Genomic DNA, 17,472 nt, shown 5'->3' on the forward strand with positions numbered 1-17,472 from the left:
GAGTCCATCAAGTGTGCAACAAGGTTCTACAGGGACTTTGACTGCTACTGTTGGTAATTATGGAAACAAAACTATAGTTGCAAATTCATTAAAAGCTACGATTAGTGTTGGTGCCAATACTGAAATTCTAGAAATTGCTCCAGGAAGCGGCTGGGATCTATTGAGTTTAACATCTGGTTCTGCAAACACAATACAATTAATAAACACAAGAGATTATGATCAGTTTGAGCTTGGCCGCATTTTGCTGACTGTAAGAGGTAATATGGTTAGTGAAGCCGATGTAATTTTAGGACATATTGTATATGTCACAGCGAAAAATCAATTGTTATGCGAAGATTGTCCTTCAGATTCAGCTCCACTAAATGCTAACCAAGGAAATGCTAATAGTACAAATGATTTTGATGTAGAATTGCCTCAAAATATGAATAACGCACAAACAAGTTTGGCTGTAACCTGTGATCAAGATTTAGATAGTTTGGTTTCTATGTTACCTAGTAAAGTGACCGTAACTACGACTGCAAAACCAGGCGACGATGCTTATTTTAATTTAACAATAAACGACAGTTCTGGTTTTTTATCTGGCACAGAGATACCTGCATGGTGCGCTGACCAAGATTTAGGCTTGGACAATAACGAAACAGCAAGTTTTGACGTGTACTCAAGTTACGATGAATTACCAGAAGGTAGATTTGAAAAACCAGAGAATTTTGATAAAGTAAATTGGTTATTAAACCAAACTATTATTGGTGAAGTAAGTCCTAACGGCTTAGGTGAATATACATTTGGTCATTTTCAGTATGCTATTTGGTTATTAATTGATGACTCTGTTTGCCAAGTTTGTACTTTTTTAACAGATCCTACAAGCACTTGGAATAACGATGGAAATGATATTGCACAGGCAGAAGAAATTAGAGATTTAGCATTAGCTCAAGGTGGCGGTTTTACACCAGATGTAGGAGAGTTATTGGCTATTGTACTTGTGCCTGAAGGAAGGCAATCTGTTATTATTGGTAAAGAGTTTGAAGAAGTTCCTTGTGACGATTGGTTGAATAAAACATTAGCCACTGAGACCAATGAAAGGTTATATATAGAAAATTGTGGTAGTTATTTTTGGGAATTAGATGGAGAAACTTACAAAAAGAGTGGTGTTTATAAACACGAAACTATAAATAATGAAGGTGACACACATACTACGTATTTAAATTTAACAATTGATAAAGAGAAATTCGTGATGTATCCAGTTCCTTTTAATCAAGAAGTATTTGCTAGTTATAATTTTTGTTATGATACTAATGTTAAAGTTGAAATACTTGATGTAAAAGGTACTTTAATCAGAAGTTATATTGATAGTAATTATATCAAAGGTAGCAAAGGTGTTATACGAATTGATTTATCTAATGAAGCTAATCAGTTGTATATTGTAAAACTTACAACAGCAGAAGAAATTTTATTTAAGAAAATCGTTTCATCTTCAACTCAACGTAGGAACTAATTACTTTAAGTTAATTAAGTTATAAGAGGCTGTCTGAAAAGACAGCCTCTTTTTTAATTGGAGTTACTACATTTACTTAGACAGATATGTTAAGACTGTTTAGCTTAAAGCAAATATATTGGAATAATAAAAATGAGTTTTTGTTACTCAATTTGAATCAGAAATATTATTATAATGTTTTCATTATTTTTTTGTTATCATTTAATTTGAATTAGTTAAAGAATTGAACAATTTGGTTATCAAGCCACAAAACGTATCAAAAAGGTAAACGAGACTTTGATTTGACTTTTATTTTTGAATGAACAAAAAACACATTATGGGAATCTTCAATATAAACTTTGGTTTTTTTCTTAAACTTGATGTTCAATAATAACTATTTAGATGATTTAGTAGATAAATTCCTTACTTATTAAATCGCTTAAAACTTGTTCTAATCTTAACAACCGCAATACTTTTTATCTCTTGTTCTTAATCGGATGATAATGATGATAATAATACTTCACAACTAAACCCACCGATTTGGATTCTAGGAACTTAGGCAAGAGTATTTGGTGACCTAGAAATAATCCAACCAGCTTTCAGATTTGCACAACACGATATTTGTAACATAGCATCTAATAAAGAATTTTGTTTAGCAGAAGCAATAGAAATGGGAAGCTCTGAAGTAAGTGAAACTATAACTGAAACAAATTATAGTTTCTCATATTCTTCATTAGGACAGACAACAAGTTTTAGCTTTATAAAAATATGAAACACAGAAATTGAATATTTGAATCCTACTGCAGGTTTGCCAAATCTAGCATTACAAAAGTAATAAATTTTAGTAAAAACTAAATTCTAAGTATTTGACACTTTACGAGTTTAACCTACTAGAACTTAACGAACGAATGGATGCTGTTAATCAGCATCGAGCTTTCATAGATAACTATTAACCAAAACAGAACGTTGCAACCTCTACGCAATAGATATGTTCTTTGTTGAGGTAGTTCTTGACGGTGAGCATAATACAGTTAAAGAATTAAGAAGTTTTAAAACTGGTTGTTTGTTGGATAAGTATTCTGTAAACTTTGATTAATCAACTTTTTTTCAAATCAGTCATAATCTTTTTTAATTATCACGGATGCAGGCAATGCAACAAATGCATCCGAAAAAACATCTTTATTTTTTCATTAAAAAAGTACGGATAATAAGGCAATAAATACTTTGTAATACAATAATCGTACAAATCAAAGTGTAAAAAACCTCAACTAATTGAAAAACAATTAACTAAGGTTTTTTAGAGTGGAGTCGGAGAGAATCGAACTCTCGTCCAAACAAGTAACGAAATAGCTTTCTACACGTTTATTCTTTTCTTGGGTTTTCGATTATAAGCTGGTTAAAGACAACCCATTTATAACTTATCTTTTTTAGTTTCACATATACATCAAAGCATTATATATGCTATATTAACTTTTACGATGCCTCTAATCGAACGCCGTTAATCAAGGCTTTCAGGAGACATTTAGCATTCCTACCTAGTAGGACGTGGCTTAATCTTACTATAATTCAGATTATGCAGCTAAAGCGTAGTTATTCTCGCCGTTTAAAATTTGGTCTAGCCTTTTACGTGTTTCAATGCCATTACACGACGTGCTTACCATCTAATTAATCTCGCTGTCAAAACCAGTCGACCCCATTAAAATGATAATTTCCTTTTGTTTAAAAAGGACTGCAAAGTTAGTAAATATTACACACTTCTAGTTAAATACTTCAAAAAGTATACCAGTTACATTGGTGGAGGTGGCGGAGGAATTAAGTTCTTTGAAGTCTTATTTTTAAAGGATTTAGATATCGGTTTGTAATCTTCTAAATAAACAATCATTTGAGAGGCTTTTCCAAACACCTTTTCAATTGTTCCGTTTTCATTTATAATAACATGTGTCGGATATGCCATTAATTTTAGTTTATTCTGAATTAAATCTCTTTGTTCTGCAATTACAGCATATGAAAACTGTTTTTTTCTAAAAAACTGTTCAACGCTTCTTTAGTGTCTAAAGCCAAACTCAAAAATTGAATAGCGTTATTATTTTTATATTCTGTAACTAGAGCATTTAATTCTGGGAATTCTGCAACACAAGGTGCACAAGCGATAAATCACGTTTTTAACACTGTGGTTTTTCCTTTTAAAGTTTCAATATTATGGATTGTACCGTTTAAACCTTGAGCTTTAAAATTAGGAAATACTAGGCCTTCCATTTTAAAATGTTCATAGATAACTGATGATGTGCTTTTAATAGTTGCTACAATAGGTTTATCAATATCTTCTGGTAGTTTAAATAGTTTGTAGTATGTGAAATCGTCTTCATACTTTAGTTCTATGGTAATATGCTTACCTGTAGTTAGTTTTTGAAGAAATAGGTCTTTTGTTATCTTATTATCATTTTCACCAATAGCTATAAAATCTAAAGTTAAATTAATTTTATAGTAATGGTAAGACCACCAGGTTTTGTAGTCTGTTACTATATCCTCAAAAGGAATTAAAGGTTTGTTAGTATTAATAATTTCACTTTGTGGTTTAGAAGTTTTATTGTCATTGCAAGAGTAACTGTTTATGACTAAAAGTAGTATTAATATTTTTTTCATTATAAATAAGTTTAAAACTAAATTATAGGACGAAATTGACTACGATTATAAAACTTTTTATATCTAAAAAATCTATTGGTATTACTCTTAAATTCCAATATCTTCGGGCAAAATTCCTAATCGTATAAAGCTATGAAATTCGCTATCATTAAAGAACGTAAAAATCCACCAGATAGACGTGTTGTGTTTTCACCAGAAAAACTAGCGGAAGCTAGAACACAATTTCTTGATGCGGAATTTATTGTAGAATCTTCGGATATAAGAATATTTTCTGATGAAGCTTATAGAGCTAAAGGTTTTAAGGTTACTGATGATGTATCTGATGCAGATGTAATGATAGGAGTTAAGGAAGTGCCTATTGAAAATCTTATTCCGAATAAAAAATATTTTTACTTCTCACACACTATAAAAAAGCAACCTTACAATAGAGGATTGCTCGAAGCTATGCTCAATAAAAATATTGAGATGTTAGATCATGAAACTATTGTTAAAGAGAACGGAGCCAGGCTTATTGGTTTTGGTCGCTATGCTGGTTTAGTTGGTGCTTATAATGGTTTTAGAGGATTGGGTTTGCGCGATGGATTATTCGTTTTACCTAAAGTAGAAACACTTGCAGATTTAGATGCTGTTAAAGCTGAACTCGATAAAATCACATTGCCAAATATTAAGATTTTACTTTCTGGTACTGGTAAAGTAGCCTTTGGTGCAAAAGAAATATTAGATCATTTGGGTCTTAAAGAAGTAGGTGATGCGTTGTATTTAACATCGCAATTTACTGAGCCAGTATATTGTATGGTAGATGTTATGGAGTACTCAAAAAGAACTGATGGTAAGGTTGGTGATAAGTGGGAATTTTATAAAGACCCTACAGATTACGAAAGTAATTTTATGCCGTATGCAAAAGAAACAGATTACTTTATAGCAGGCCATTTTTATGGGAATGGTGCACCTTATTTATTTAATAGAGAAGATGCTAAACATATAGATTTTAAGATCAACTTAGTAGCAGATATATCTTGTGATGTAGATGGTCCTGTGGCATCTACATTAAGAGCCTCTACTATAGCTGATCCATTTTATGGTTATGATGCTAAAACTGAAAGTGAAGTGGCTTTTGATGCTGAAAATGCTATTACAGTTATGGCTGTAGATAACTTGCCATGCGAATTACCAAAAGATGCGAGCGAAGGTTTTGGTGATTCGTTTTTAGAACATGTGATACCTGCCTTTTTTAATGATGATAAAGACCGTGTTTTAGAACGTGCACAAATGACCACCAATGATGGTAAACTTACCTCTAGATTTTCTTATTTGCAGGATTTTGTTGATGGAAAATAAAGAAAGGAAAACAAGTTTTTGCTTTTCTTTATTTTAAAATTGTTCTTATTATTTTAATAATTCTACCATAGTGTCAATTTCTGAAACAATTTTTTCAGCAGAACCACTAAAGCCTATAGATTTAAAGTTAATTCTTCCACTCGGCCCTATAATTATTTTTGTAGGTATACCAGTTATACCGTATTTATCCGCAACTAAGTGCTTGCTGCTATTTTCTTTTACAGGATCAATTAAAACATTAAAATCGTAGTTATTATCCTTAATAAACTTTAAGACTTTGTCTAACCTTTCTTCTCCATCTTCAAATGTATCTATAAAGAAAAATTCTACATTTTCGTCATCTTTATATTTAGTCACTACCTCTTGCATTCCTGGAAACGAAGCTATACAAGGCCCACACCAAGTAGCCCAAAAATCTAAGACAACAGTTTTACCTTTTAAAGAAGCTAATGTTACTTCTTTTCCTTCTAAATTTTTTAAAGTAAAATTTGGTGCTTCTTCATCCAAAAGTGACTTTCTTAAATTTTCAAATTCTTTGGCTTTTGCTTTTTCTTCAAACTCTGCTATCCTAGAGTCAACATCAATTTTAGGATCTACTTTTTTAGCAGCTTCTTTGAAGTAGGCTTTTATTTTTGAAGTGCTATTACCATTTTTAATAAATTTAGAGGCGTTTTCCATAGCTGTTTGGTTTTGATTGTCAGCTATTAAAAATTCAATATAGCGTTCATTCATCTCTGGGTTAGCACCTTTTTTTACTGCTATGGCTTGGTACTTAACTGCTTCTTTAATATCACCTTTTTTAAATGATATTAAGGCATAAGTATCTGCATACATATTATAAGTACTCTCTAAGCTATTTTTATATTGGTTAAGACTGTAAAACTCTGGCTTTTCTTTTAAGGCATTTTGTTCAGCTTTGGTTAATTCTAATGATTGTTTTGAAATAGTCGCTGCCATATCTAAATCCTCACCCTTTTCTGCTTTAGGCCAGGCAATAGAATTATAAAGTGATGCTTTACTTGTGTTGTCTTTAAACATTTCTGCATACATCTCAAAAGACTCCATATTACTAGCGTTATAACTTTCCATGGCTAGGGTCTGTATAAAAAAACTTGCGTCTTTAGAATTTAAAATTGAAGCCTTATTATCATTAAAAATTTTTTCTTTATCGGTAAGACTTTTTGCTTCATAAATATGACCGTATAATTTATTAACTGCTATATTACTGTAAGGATATTTTGCTGTAATTATGTCACCAATGCTATCTGCCTTAGGTTTATTTTTTACGGTGTTGTATAAGCTAGATAAGTTTTCGTAGTCTTTATATGATTTGTCTTTTTTATTTATTATTTCTGCTATGTAAGCTTCACTCAATATTTGTCCTTTTTCTACATCAACTTCTTCGGCTACATAAATATGATTAGTGATCCAGTCTTCATTTAATTCTGGACTTGTCTCTAAGAATTTTTCTAAAGTCATTAAAACGGCTTTAGGATCTACTTTTAAACCATAGTTCTCTCCATAAGTCATAGCGTAGAATTGTTTAGAAGCTTCTGCACTAGTATGGGCTTCTCCTTTCTCGTTAACAACAGAAAATAAGTAACCTTTTTCCTTATTATTATCGTATTTACTATCTACTTTAAAATTGAATGCTACGCCTGTAATACTATCTGGAACCGTAATAGTGGCATTATTCTTTTCAAAATTTACATCAAAAGGATAAGATCTATTTTTATGTAAGTTTGAATAAAAACTTTCCTCAAGATTACCACTACCATTATAAGTAATAGTAAATGGCTGATTTGAAGTTATATTTTTTGAAGAAAAACTAAAGTCTCCAATTTCTATAGTCTGTTCTGCTTTCGTTTCATTTTTACAAGAATAAAGTACGAATAATAGTAGTGTAATAAAACCAAATATTTTCATCCGATACATTTTTATTAAAAATTACGCTTAAAGATAAATAATAATTGTATCAATATATTGTCTTATCAGCAGAAAATAAATTCTTAAACATCCAAAAACCAACCACTAAAAACAGTCCAAAACCCAATGTAAACAGCCAAGCTTCTAAATTTTGGAAAGGTGAAATGATGATGGATATAATATCTGATATAAGATGTTGAGGTCCACTGACAATTTCCCAAGAATTATAGCGTAAAAAACGACCCAAATAGACTCCGAATCCACATAAAAACAAAATGATAGTTGTTACTGTTCCGATAGAAATACGTTTAAAACTTTTAGAAATTAAGTGTTGCATATCTATAATCGAGAGGTAGAAGAGGAGCAAACCGCTCAACGCAAAAGACAAAACAACTAAGACATCTAACCATAAGAATGAGTCGTTACCTAATCTTATATGTATAAGATCTGTTATAATATAAGGTGCATTTGGCAAAAAGGCTAACCAAGCGATAAACCATAATCCTAATTTGAATTTACTAAGATTTGGTTTTGTACTAAGATACATGGTTATGGAGTACGGAATTATGGCTAGAAAAACATTCCACACTAAAAACAGAAAGAAAAAGGACTTGTTTAGTTTCATTCTTACCATAAGAACAATAACACTAAAGGCTAATGCGACTGTAATTAGTGTTAATGTTTTAAACTTGGTTTGTATAAGTGATTTTAGTGTTTCCATGATCTTATATTTTGAGTGTTTTGAAATTTTTTAATTGACATTTCAGTTAATAAAACTGTGATGATTCCTAATGTATAGGCTAGTAGGTCGGTTAAACGAAATGTGCTTCCAAAAAGTAACTTAGCGGTAAAACTATCATGTAAATTAAAATAGGTTAAGAATGGTGTGAGTTGAAGCAGCTCAATACCATAAGCAATAAAGAGGACGATGAAAGCTGAAGCCCTCACTGATAGCCTTGTACATCCTCTTATAATTGCATATAGTAAAATTACCACGAGATAATCGCCAAATGTGTAGCGAATAAATCCTGTTTTTATAATGAAAGCGATTGCTAATTCTATTAAGAATAACGAATGCGCTAGTGTTAAGTAGTATTTATTAAAATGTAGTTTCATCTGATTTGCATTTTTATGGGATTGAGATGGGTTCTCCCAAAAATTTTGGTGAGACATTAAAGACTAAATCTAAGCTTGCTTTTGAGCGTGCTAAATATTCTCGCAGATGTGTTATTTTTCCTCTTATTGGATCTTTCGCATTAAAACCTATGGCATTAATGTTAAAATGACTGGCGAGATAAATAGCACGTTCGTTATGAAATTTTTGAGAGATTACCGTAATAGATGTTTGTCCAAATATTTCCTTAGCTCTAACCATAGAGTCTAGCGTTCTAAAACCTGCATAGTCTAAGAAAATCTTAGCTTCAGGAATACCTCTAGCAATTAAATCATTTTTAAAATCAGTTGGCTCATCATAGTCAGTTCTGCTATTATCGCCACTTATTAATAGGTAGTCTATTTTTTGTGCTTTGTATAAATCTACAGCAGCATTGACACGGTATTTATAATATTGTTTAATATTACCACTTGGAGCATATTTCCCTGTGCCTAAAACTAAACCGACTTTGTTTTTTGGAATTGAATCTGTATCACTGTAGATGTAGTCTTTAGATTTAAAACTCATCCAATGGTGGGTTATAAAGACACCTAAGGTTATAAATACAAAAATTAGAATTAATATTTTTAGTTTTTTCATTACGCGTATAGGTTAAGTTTTATTAATTCTGCTTTCGGAAATATGACACTTCTAAAGTCTGCTATAGATATGTTTAAAATTTTCTTATAATCGAAATGATGAAACGGGTTTGCAGACTTTCCTGTTTTGTAAGATTTATAATAGTAGGTATAGTAATCGGGTAGAATAGTCACTCCAAGAATTATAGCACCATATAAATACGGACTACGTTTGCCGTTGCCATAACAAAGACATTGTAATGCTATTTCATCTTCAACGTCAGTATTGTAACCACATAAAACATGGTAACAATCGTGACGCTCAACTTTAGGAATTAATTCAAAATTATTTTCGTCTAAAAATTCACCAAGGTGTCTTCCGAAAGTAGGTTCTGGTAGATTTAGTAAATCGTTTTTTGTAAGATTCCAAGACTCATGATTTTTAAACAAAGACGTGTATATGCGTTGCGAATGTTCAAAAAGCCAAATAATAAGTTGTTTTCGCAACGATTTTATTTTATTAAAGAATAGAGTGTTCATGGTAGATTTTTAATATCTGGGTTATTGTATTTTTTAATGGTGTGTTTGCGCTTTAAATCTTTTTTTAAATCGCGATTCCAAACTATCAAAGCCGTCGTGTAAAGCATACTGAAATAGAGAATAGCGAACGGATCGAGGTCAGATTTTATTATAAATGCAATACATATCCCAAAAAGGATGATGATGTAATACGGAAAGTAAATCCTAAAAGCCCACGCCTTATCTTTAGGGTCGCTTAATGACCAATAGATTGCCGATATGCTAATTCTGATTACTACAAAATAAATTAAACACGCAAATAAAAATCCGAAAATTGCTAATGCTACCATGCTATTTAGAACCTAGTTTAAAATTATCATATTGAAGTTCTTGCCAATCATTTGCTCTGAGTTCAGTAATGTATTTTCTATATTTCTTTATTACTAAACGCGTAGTATCGTCATCTAATGGTTTTGATTTCATCTGTTCTTTTAATAGAATTGTATTGTTGTTTGAAAGTTCAATCAGGTATTTAAAATCCATCGATTGCGCATAGTTTAAATTGTAATTGGTGATGTGATTATCCCAATTGATAGTGCTAGATATAATTAGAATAGCAAAAGCAGTTTGTGTATTCACTCTGAGCAAATACCAAATATTTTTGATATTGCTAATTTTTAAAAGCGTTGTAATAAGACCTACGATTGATAATATGAGATAGATGTGTACACCAATTCTCTTATAGGTTAAGCCGAAGTAATAGATATACTGACTATTTTTAGCTGCTATACTTAGTACGAGTAGTAAGTTTAGAATTATCCAAGTAATTGCTAATTTCTTTAAAGTGCTATTGGCTTTGTAAAAGTTTAAATCCCCTCTAAAAACATAGAGTAAAATAATTATGGCGATAACAATTGAAGCTATTAAAGCATTAATACCATTATGAACTTGCGCAGAAAATATTGACGCTCTTAAGTCTACGGTAGAAGTGAGGAATGATACATCTGTAATTAAGAACAGAACAATTAACAAATTAAGCATAGCAATTAGTATAATGCCTAATTGGTTCTCTTGCTTTAATTTTGGAATTGAAAATGTCTCACTCTTGTTTAAAATATTACCTGTTTGTAAATCTAATTCCGTCGCAGGTTCAACTTCTATAGGTTTATGAATATTTGAAAAAAGATAGTAGCCTAAACCTGCAAATAAAACCCATTGTATATTAATAAAACTAAAATCTATTTTTGAAATAAGGTCATTAAAAACAGGATTACCATTTTTATAAAGTCCAATGAAAATTATAAAAATGACTAAAGGAATTACAATGATTTTTATAAGATGAAAGTAATCTGTAGTGCTTTTTTCTTTAACAACTTTTTGCTGTTTATTTATAGAAAAATTACGATGAAAAAGTCCAGCAATAGTAGTGTAAAGTCCATTAAGCCAATTGATATAAATAGATGATTTGTTTTCAGAGAGTAAGCCAATTAATGTAAAGAATGAAACACAGTTTGCTATTATAGCCAATGAAGAGTCGTGAAAGAATACGGCAATACCAGTAATAACATAAAGTCCAGAATAAATTATTGTTTTCCTGTTCTTAAAATCATCTTTATTATTAATTAATAGTACAACGATTGTGAGTAGGCTAAATAATAATAGGTTGAGACCAATTGTTTTGCCATAGAATAGTGTGCTGAATAAAAATGCTCCGATGAATATTATTATTTTTTTCATAATTTATTATTTAAAAGTACTTTGTTTTTCAAAGTAAAAGATTAAAAAAATAGATTTAAGTTTTGTTTATTAATTTTTCTAAAGCGTTAATGTGTTTTTTAAATTCAGCTTTACCAAGCTTAGTAGTGCTATATCTTGTGTTAGGTTTTTTACCTATAAATTGTTTTTCTACTAAAATATATTCAGCTTTTTCTAGGGCTTTAGTGTGGCTTGCTAAATTACCATCTGTTGCTCCTAATAATTCTTTTAGCATATTAAAATCAGCATACTCATTCACCATAAGAACAGACATAATGCCTAGTCTTATTCTGTGATCAAAAAGTTTATTTATGTTGGTTATTATACTCAAAATTTAAATTTATGCTCAAAGTTACTGAAAACTGCGACTGAGAACTGTTTACTTGCTCACATCATATTTAAAATGCATCCAAGTGCCATAAATAATATGCATTATTCCAAAACCAATTACCCAAAGCCAGAAACCATATCCAGGATATATTGCAGCTATTAAACCCAATGCAATTTGAATAAAACCCAAATATTTAATATCACCAATACTATACTTTGAGGCATTTACCAATGCTAATCCGTAAAAAATAAGCATCAATCCACCTGTTTGTCCATATTTACCTTGACTTAATATAATCAGTGTATATAGTCCACCACTTGCTAGAGGTATTAGGAAATTAAATAATAAACGACGCGATGAGTTATCCCAAATTTTCTCACTATTTTTTTTAGCCTTTCTAGTTGTAAGAAAGATACCAGTAACAGCACTTAAGAAAGCAATTAGAAATAAAATAAGCATTACCGTTCTAAAAACCCAACCGTCTAAAATAAGTCTGCCATCGCTATATTCTATAACAATCCAATAAGCTGCAGCTGCACCAATTAAGGCGTAAACTCCTGCTAATATTCCAGATAAGCCACTTAACGAAATAAAACGAGACGATTTATTCATTAGATTTTTAATCTCGTTGATGTCTTTTAAATAATCCTCATTGCTCATAATAAAAAGTACTTTGAATTACAAAGTAAAATAAAATAATTGAATTGAGCAACTTTATTTTGCAGATATAGTTAAATTTATAATCTATGAACTAATATTTAAATTATTATGATTGGATTACTACTAATAATATTTAGTATCTCTGGAGGAGTCTTACTTGGATTAGCTACACTAGATAAATGGGATGGTGATAAAAACTTTTTTAATAAAATTGCTGGTGTGCTTGCTCCATTTCAAACTGTAATTGGTGGTGCACTAATTGTTTTAGCAATTATTACATTTAGAGGTCAAATACTTTTTAATGTTCTACGTATTTTAGGTGGACTTTTATTATTGACTCACGTATTTGTTAAAGTACCTGCTTTAGAAGAGAGTTTGCATAAAATTTCAGATAAATTAATGCCGTTTAAAGCTATAATAGGTATTGCACTTATTGTTGTTGGTGTATTGGGAATATTCTAAATTGATTTTGAATCCTGCTGAAGCTTACATATTAAAACAAGAAGAACCGTTTAGGTCTATGTTTTTTCATCTTCAAGCGATAATAGAAGCAGTAGCACCTAATACAGAACTGTTGTTTAAATGGCGAATCCCTTTTTATTACTGTAATGGTATTCCGTTATGTTATCTCAATCAGTCTAAAGACTATGTTGATTTGGCTTTTTGGCATTTCGATAAAATGAATGAGTTTACTGAGCATTTTGTAGATGCCAACCGAAAATCTATACGCTCATTACGGTACAAGGCTGTTGAAGATATTAATGATGCCGTGGTGGTTTATGTGATTCAGAAACAACTACAAATTAACACCAATCCGTTTAAGTTAATTTTAAAACCTAAAAGACGATCTTAAATTTTCAACTTTAATAGTGCTTCTGATTTCTACAGTAAGTTTTCTGTAAAAGTAATTGTTCTGACCTGTTTTGAATTTTGATAAAATTTGTCTACTCGAGGGAATTTTAAGATTGAAACTGAGTAGAATTTGTATCGAGAATAGAATTTGTTACTCTAATTGGTTCTCGATACGATTTTTCATCCCTCAAAATCACTCGAACTGAACTTGTAATATGCTTTTAATTTAAAAATTCAGAATCGGTTCGTTTAATTAGATATAAGGGATCTTCCAGATACTGTTTTGGTACACTTACCTCCATTTGCACAAGGTGTGCAAGTGCCTATACCCTCTTGACCTGCCGGAGTAATATCGTACTTTGGTATGCATCCTAACGGTTCTTGCGTACATTCTGAGGTTGTGCAAACTGTTGTTGCTGCAGCTCTCAAAATATTACTATCCTTACTTTTTTGCACATAAAAAGTCACTCTTTGCTTATCGCTTGTAAATAATAGATAAAAGAAATCTTCAATCCTTTCTAGTGAAACGTCAGTCATTCTTGTACTCTTGCCAGTAGTTACAAAAAGATTCTGGTTAAGTGAATTAATCAGATTATTTTTATCTGCCGTTAATACTGCAACACCGTCTTCTATTTTCCCAACTTCTACCCAATTCTTATAGGTATCTTCCGTAATTTCATTTTGTTGTATGTTCTCTACTTTACTTGCAGATGATTCTTCAGAATCACTTTCATTTGTACAGGATAAAGAAAGAAATAGCATTAAAACTAAACAGAACACTAAATACTTTTTCATAATTTGTTTTTTTGATTATGATAATAAAATTAAAAATTTAAATTAAAAATAATTTAACACTTAATTATTTGTTCGTCATGTGTTTAGGTGCTTATTTAGTTTTTATAATACGTTTATTGTTTTACGAATAGCTACTAAATTAGAAAGTAAACCTTCCAAATTATCTAAGTGCAACATATTAGCTCCATCACTTTTAGCATTTGCAGGATCGAAATGTGTTTCAATAAATAAACCATCAACATTATTTACAACACCAGCTCTGGCAATTGTTTCAATCATATCTGGTCGTCCACCAGTAACACCAATACTTTGGTTGGGTTGTTGTAGCGAATGTGTTACGTCTAAAACTGTTGGTGCATATTGGCGCATGGTTGGTATACCTCTAAAATCTACAATCATATCTTGGTAGCCAAACATAGTACCTCTGTCTGTAATCCAAGCTTGGTCATTACCAGCATCTTTTACTTTTTGTACCGCATGTTTCATGGCTTCTGGACTCATAAATTGTCCTTTCTTTAAGTTGACTACTTTGCCCGTTTTGGCGGCTGCCACTACTAAATCTGTTTGTCTTACTAAAAACGCAGGAATTTGTAAAACATCTACATATTCTGCAGCCATAGCAGCATCAGAAGCTTCGTGAATATCTGTCACTGTAGGTACATCAAAAGTTTCAGAAACCTTTCTTAATATTTTTAGTGCTTTCTCATTGCCAATTCCCGAAAAACTATCTATTCTGCTTCTATTGGCTTTTTTAAAACTGCCTTTAAAAACATAAGGGATATGAAGTTTATCTGTAATAGTGATAACTTTTTCGGCAATACGTAATGCCATATCTTCTCCTTCAATGGCACAAGGGCCACAAAGCAAAAAGAAATTATCGGAATCTGTGTGTTTTAATTTCGGAATAGTAATCAAAGCTTTAGACTTAAAAAGTTAAGCCACAAAGATAGTATTAATCTTTGTTCTTTTTTTAATACATATTTTGTTATGAAAAAGCGAATCAGTCTTCGTTCTTGGTTCTAAAAGCAAAGCGGTCTAGTATCTCTTTTAAAACACCTTTTTTATACTATTTCTAACAATCCAAAGTGACATTACAAAGTTGCCGATAACAAGCAGTCCTCCATAAAATAAAAAACGTTTAGAGGATTCTGTCCAATTCACAATATTTAGCAAGTCAGATAAATAAGCTAGAATTAAATAAGAGGATAGGCAGACAAATATAATTCCTAGAGAAAAATTCAGTTTTCTATTAGGCTTAATAAGTTGCCATATAAGAGGAATAGCAAATAATAGAATTGGATATGCAGAAATACCTTCATGTCTATTAATATCTGTAAACCAATAACTGATTACCGATAAAAAATAAAGGTATGGAACAAACTTTGTGTATTTACTAATGGAATTCATCTGTTATAATTTTAAAGGTTCAGATGTAAATAGCCCAATTAGCGGTTGGTTTTTAAGGATAGGCTTTTACTATTAATAAGTTCTACAACGTTAAGTTACGTATTCAAATTGCTAAACAATTAAATTATAACATATAATTAACGAAATGAGGATAATATGAGTTACCTTTGCGCGCTTAAAATCAGCATCAATTATGGCTAAGATTAAAAATATTGCAATCATTGCACACGTCGATCACGGAAAGACAACATTGGTAGATAAAATTATGTATCACTGTCAATTATTTCGCGAAAATGAAAATACTGGAGACCTAATTCTAGATAATAACGATTTAGAACGTGAGCGTGGTATTACAATCACATCTAAAAACGTTTCAGTTGTATATAAAGGTACTAAGATCAATGTTATTGATACTCCTGGTCACGCCGATTTTGGTGGTGAAGTTGAGCGTGTTTTAAATATGGCTGATGGTGTTTTGCTTTTAGTTGATGCCTTTGAAGGTCCAATGCCTCAAACACGTTTTGTACTTCAAAAAGCCATTGATCTAGGTTTAAAGCCTTGTGTAGTTATAAACAAAGTAGATAAGGAAAATTGTACGCCAGATGAAGTACATGAAAAGGTGTTTGATTTAATGTTTGAATTGGGTGCAGAAGAATGGCAATTAGATTTTCCAACAGTTTACGGTTCTGCAAAGAACAATTGGATGAGTGATGATTGGAAAGATGAAACTGACAATGTAGAGCCATTATTAGACATGGTTATTGAGCATATTCCTGAATTAAAAATTGTAGAAGGAACAACACAGATGTTAATTACATCATTAGATTTCTCTTCATTTACAGGTCGTATTGCCATTGGTCGTTTAACTCGTGGTGGTTTAAAGATAGGGCAGCAAATTTCTTTAGTAAAAAGAGATGGTTCTATTGTTAAAAACAGAATTAAAGAATTACATACGTTTGAAGGTCTAGGCCGTTTAAAAGTAGATGAAATACAAACAGGTGATATTTGTGCAATCGTAGGTTTAGAAGGTTTTGAAATTGGTGACACTGTTGCAGATTTTGAAAATCCAGAAGGACTTAAGACAATAGCCATTGATGAGCCAACAATGAGTATGTTGTTTACAATTAATGATTCACCTTTCTTTGGTAAAGATGGAAAGTATGTAACATCTCGTCATATTAAGGATCGTTTAACTAAAGAGCTTGAAAAGAATTTAGCGCTTAAAGTTGAAGAAACTGATAGTGCAGATAAATTCATGGTATTTGGTCGTGGTGTATTACACTTATCAGTTTTAATAGAAACGATGCGTCGTGAAGGTTATGAGCTTCAAATAGGACAACCACAAGTAATCATTAAAGAAATTGATGGTGTTAAATGTGAGCCTTTTGAAGAAATGACTATAGATTTACCAGAGAGCGTTTCGGGTAAAGCTATTGAAATGGTAACGATGCGTAAAGGTGATATGTTAAGTATGGAAGCTAAAGGTAACCGTATGGTATGTGAATTTTTAGTACCATCTCGTGGTATTATTGGTTTACGTAATCAATTACTAACAGCTACAGCTGGTGAAGCTATTATGGCGCACCGCTTTAAAGAATATTTACCTGTAAAAGGTGGAATTCCAGAACGTCAAAATGGATCTTTAGTATCTATGGAAAACGGACAAGCGATTCCTTATTCTATTGATAAATTACAAGATAGAGGTAAGTTTTTTGTTGATCCAGGTGAAGATATTTACGGAGGTCAGGTAATTGGCGAAAACTCTCGTGGAGATGATATGGCGGTTAACGTCACCAAAACAAAGAAAATGAGTAATGTACGTTCTTCTGGTGCAGATGACAAGGCTAAGATCGTACCTGCAATTAAATTTTCTTTAGAAGAAGCTTTAGAATACATTCAGAAAGATGAATACGTTGAGGTAACACCTAATCATATTAGATTACGTAAAGTCTTCTTAAATGAAGTAGATCGTAAACGTAATAAGCACATGTTATAACATAATTGTTTGTTAATCTGAACTTGCTTCAGAATCTAAACGATTAAC

19 protein-coding genes and 1 other RNA gene are annotated in these 17,472 nt (G+C 31.3%); 5 read left to right on the plus strand and 15 right to left on the minus strand.

Annotated elements, in window-relative coordinates; all coding sequences use genetic code 11:
- Nucleotides 1-1,492: T9SS type A sorting domain-containing protein (locus B2U95_RS07010; protein WP_296314163.1), on the plus strand; the 1,492-nt coding region annotated here is incomplete at its 5' end.
- 1,279 nt (nt 1,493-2,771) lie between these two features.
- On the opposite strand, the gene ssrA is transcribed toward B2U95_RS07010, so the two are convergent.
- The 3 genes from ssrA to B2U95_RS07025 all read right to left on the minus strand — a co-directional run bounded on the left by ssrA (nt 2,772) and on the right by B2U95_RS07025 (nt 4,114).
- Nucleotides 2,772-3,166: a transfer-messenger RNA gene (gene ssrA, locus B2U95_RS07015) on the minus strand.
- 91 nt (nt 3,167-3,257) lie between these two features.
- The gene (locus B2U95_RS07020) at nt 3,258-3,425 is read right to left on the minus strand and encodes a hypothetical protein (protein WP_296314166.1); all 168 of its coding nucleotides are present in this window, start codon (nt 3,423-3,425) and stop codon (nt 3,258-3,260) included.
- A gap of 200 nt (nt 3,426-3,625) precedes the next feature.
- Nucleotides 3,626-4,114 carry a hypothetical protein gene (locus B2U95_RS07025; protein ID WP_296314168.1) on the minus strand — a complete coding sequence of 163 codons (489 nt, stop codon included), beginning with the start codon at nt 4,112-4,114 and terminating at the stop codon, nt 3,626-3,628.
- A 132-nt stretch (nt 4,115-4,246) separates the two neighbouring features.
- Between B2U95_RS07025 and B2U95_RS07030 the strand changes: the two genes are divergently transcribed.
- A complete protein-coding gene (locus B2U95_RS07030) occupies nt 4,247-5,452 on the plus strand; it encodes an NAD(P)-dependent oxidoreductase (RefSeq protein ID WP_296314169.1) in 1,206 nt (401 codons plus the stop codon).
- A 48-nt stretch (nt 5,453-5,500) separates the two neighbouring features.
- Here B2U95_RS07030 and B2U95_RS07035 read toward each other — a convergent pair whose 3' ends face one another.
- Genes B2U95_RS07035 through B2U95_RS07075 form a run of 9 tightly spaced genes read right to left on the minus strand, consistent with a single transcriptional unit; the run spans nt 5,501 to nt 12,374 of the window.
- On the minus strand, nt 5,501-7,378 hold the full coding sequence (locus tag B2U95_RS07035) for a TlpA family protein disulfide reductase (RefSeq protein WP_296314171.1): 1,878 nt from the start codon (nt 7,376-7,378) through the stop codon (nt 5,501-5,503).
- A 49-nt stretch (nt 7,379-7,427) separates the two neighbouring features.
- Complete coding sequence (locus B2U95_RS07040) at nt 7,428-8,099, minus strand: DUF1361 domain-containing protein (protein WP_296314173.1); 672 nt, start codon at nt 8,097-8,099, stop codon at nt 7,428-7,430.
- Nucleotides 8,087-8,494: a DUF2809 domain-containing protein gene (locus tag B2U95_RS07045; protein ID WP_296314176.1), complete on the minus strand. Its 408-nt coding sequence runs from the start codon at nt 8,492-8,494 to the stop codon at nt 8,087-8,089. Before B2U95_RS07045 ends, B2U95_RS07040 begins: the two co-directional genes overlap by 13 nt.
- 13 nt (nt 8,495-8,507) lie before the next feature.
- Nucleotides 8,508-9,131 (minus strand): SanA/YdcF family protein, encoded by a 624-nt coding sequence (locus B2U95_RS07050; protein ID WP_296314178.1) that lies wholly within the window; start codon nt 9,129-9,131, stop codon nt 8,508-8,510.
- Entirely contained in the window at nt 9,131-9,649 is a 519-nt protein-coding gene (locus tag B2U95_RS07055; protein ID WP_296314179.1) for a Coq4 family protein, read from the minus strand. The genes B2U95_RS07050 and B2U95_RS07055 overlap by 1 nt, the downstream gene beginning before the upstream one ends.
- A complete protein-coding gene (locus B2U95_RS07060; protein WP_296314181.1) occupies nt 9,646-9,978 on the minus strand; it encodes a hypothetical protein in 333 nt (110 codons plus the stop codon). Before B2U95_RS07060 ends, B2U95_RS07055 begins: the two co-directional genes overlap by 4 nt.
- Before the next feature lies 1 nt (nt 9,979).
- Nucleotides 9,980-11,365: a DUF4153 domain-containing protein gene (locus B2U95_RS07065; RefSeq protein ID WP_296314183.1), complete on the minus strand. Its 1,386-nt coding sequence runs from the start codon at nt 11,363-11,365 to the stop codon at nt 9,980-9,982.
- Between the two features lie 55 nt (nt 11,366-11,420).
- On the minus strand, nt 11,421-11,714 hold the full coding sequence (locus B2U95_RS07070; RefSeq protein ID WP_296314184.1) for a winged helix-turn-helix domain-containing protein: 294 nt from the start codon (nt 11,712-11,714) through the stop codon (nt 11,421-11,423).
- A gap of 48 nt (nt 11,715-11,762) precedes the next feature.
- The gene (locus B2U95_RS07075) at nt 11,763-12,374 is read right to left on the minus strand and encodes a hypothetical protein (RefSeq protein ID WP_296314185.1); all 612 of its coding nucleotides are present in this window, start codon (nt 12,372-12,374) and stop codon (nt 11,763-11,765) included.
- Nucleotides 12,375-12,482: 108 nt separating this feature from the next.
- On the opposite strand from B2U95_RS07075, the gene B2U95_RS07080 reads away from it, so the two are divergent.
- Together B2U95_RS07080 and B2U95_RS07085 are read left to right on the plus strand one after the other, a co-directional pair.
- Nucleotides 12,483-12,836 carry a hypothetical protein gene (locus B2U95_RS07080; RefSeq protein WP_296314187.1) on the plus strand — a complete coding sequence of 118 codons (354 nt, stop codon included), beginning with the start codon at nt 12,483-12,485 and terminating at the stop codon, nt 12,834-12,836.
- Entirely contained in the window at nt 12,799-13,227 is a 429-nt protein-coding gene (locus tag B2U95_RS07085; protein ID WP_296314189.1) for a DUF1801 domain-containing protein, read from the plus strand. Before B2U95_RS07080 ends, B2U95_RS07085 begins: the two co-directional genes overlap by 38 nt.
- 248 nt (nt 13,228-13,475) lie before the next feature.
- Here the strand turns inward: B2U95_RS07085 and B2U95_RS07090 are convergent, their stop codons facing one another.
- From B2U95_RS07090 to B2U95_RS07100, 3 genes are all read right to left on the minus strand, one after another.
- Nucleotides 13,476-14,021 carry a hypothetical protein gene (locus B2U95_RS07090; protein ID WP_296314192.1) on the minus strand — a complete coding sequence of 182 codons (546 nt, stop codon included), beginning with the start codon at nt 14,019-14,021 and terminating at the stop codon, nt 13,476-13,478.
- A 102-nt stretch (nt 14,022-14,123) separates the two neighbouring features.
- Nucleotides 14,124-14,927, minus strand: coding sequence for a 3-deoxy-8-phosphooctulonate synthase (gene kdsA / locus B2U95_RS07095; RefSeq protein WP_296314507.1), 804 nt, complete (start codon nt 14,925-14,927; stop codon nt 14,124-14,126).
- Nucleotides 14,928-15,068: 141 nt separating this feature from the next.
- Entirely contained in the window at nt 15,069-15,428 is a 360-nt protein-coding gene (locus B2U95_RS07100; protein ID WP_296314194.1) for a hypothetical protein, read from the minus strand.
- A 193-nt stretch (nt 15,429-15,621) separates the two neighbouring features.
- Between B2U95_RS07100 and typA the strand changes: the two genes are divergently transcribed.
- Entirely contained in the window at nt 15,622-17,424 is a 1,803-nt protein-coding gene (gene typA, locus B2U95_RS07105; RefSeq protein WP_296314196.1) for a translational GTPase TypA, read from the plus strand.
- The last annotated feature ends 48 nt before the right edge of the window (nt 17,425-17,472 follow it).

This window comes from Winogradskyella sp. UBA3174 (assembly GCF_002364335.1).
Taxonomy (GTDB): Bacteria; Bacteroidota; Bacteroidia; order Flavobacteriales; family Flavobacteriaceae; genus Winogradskyella.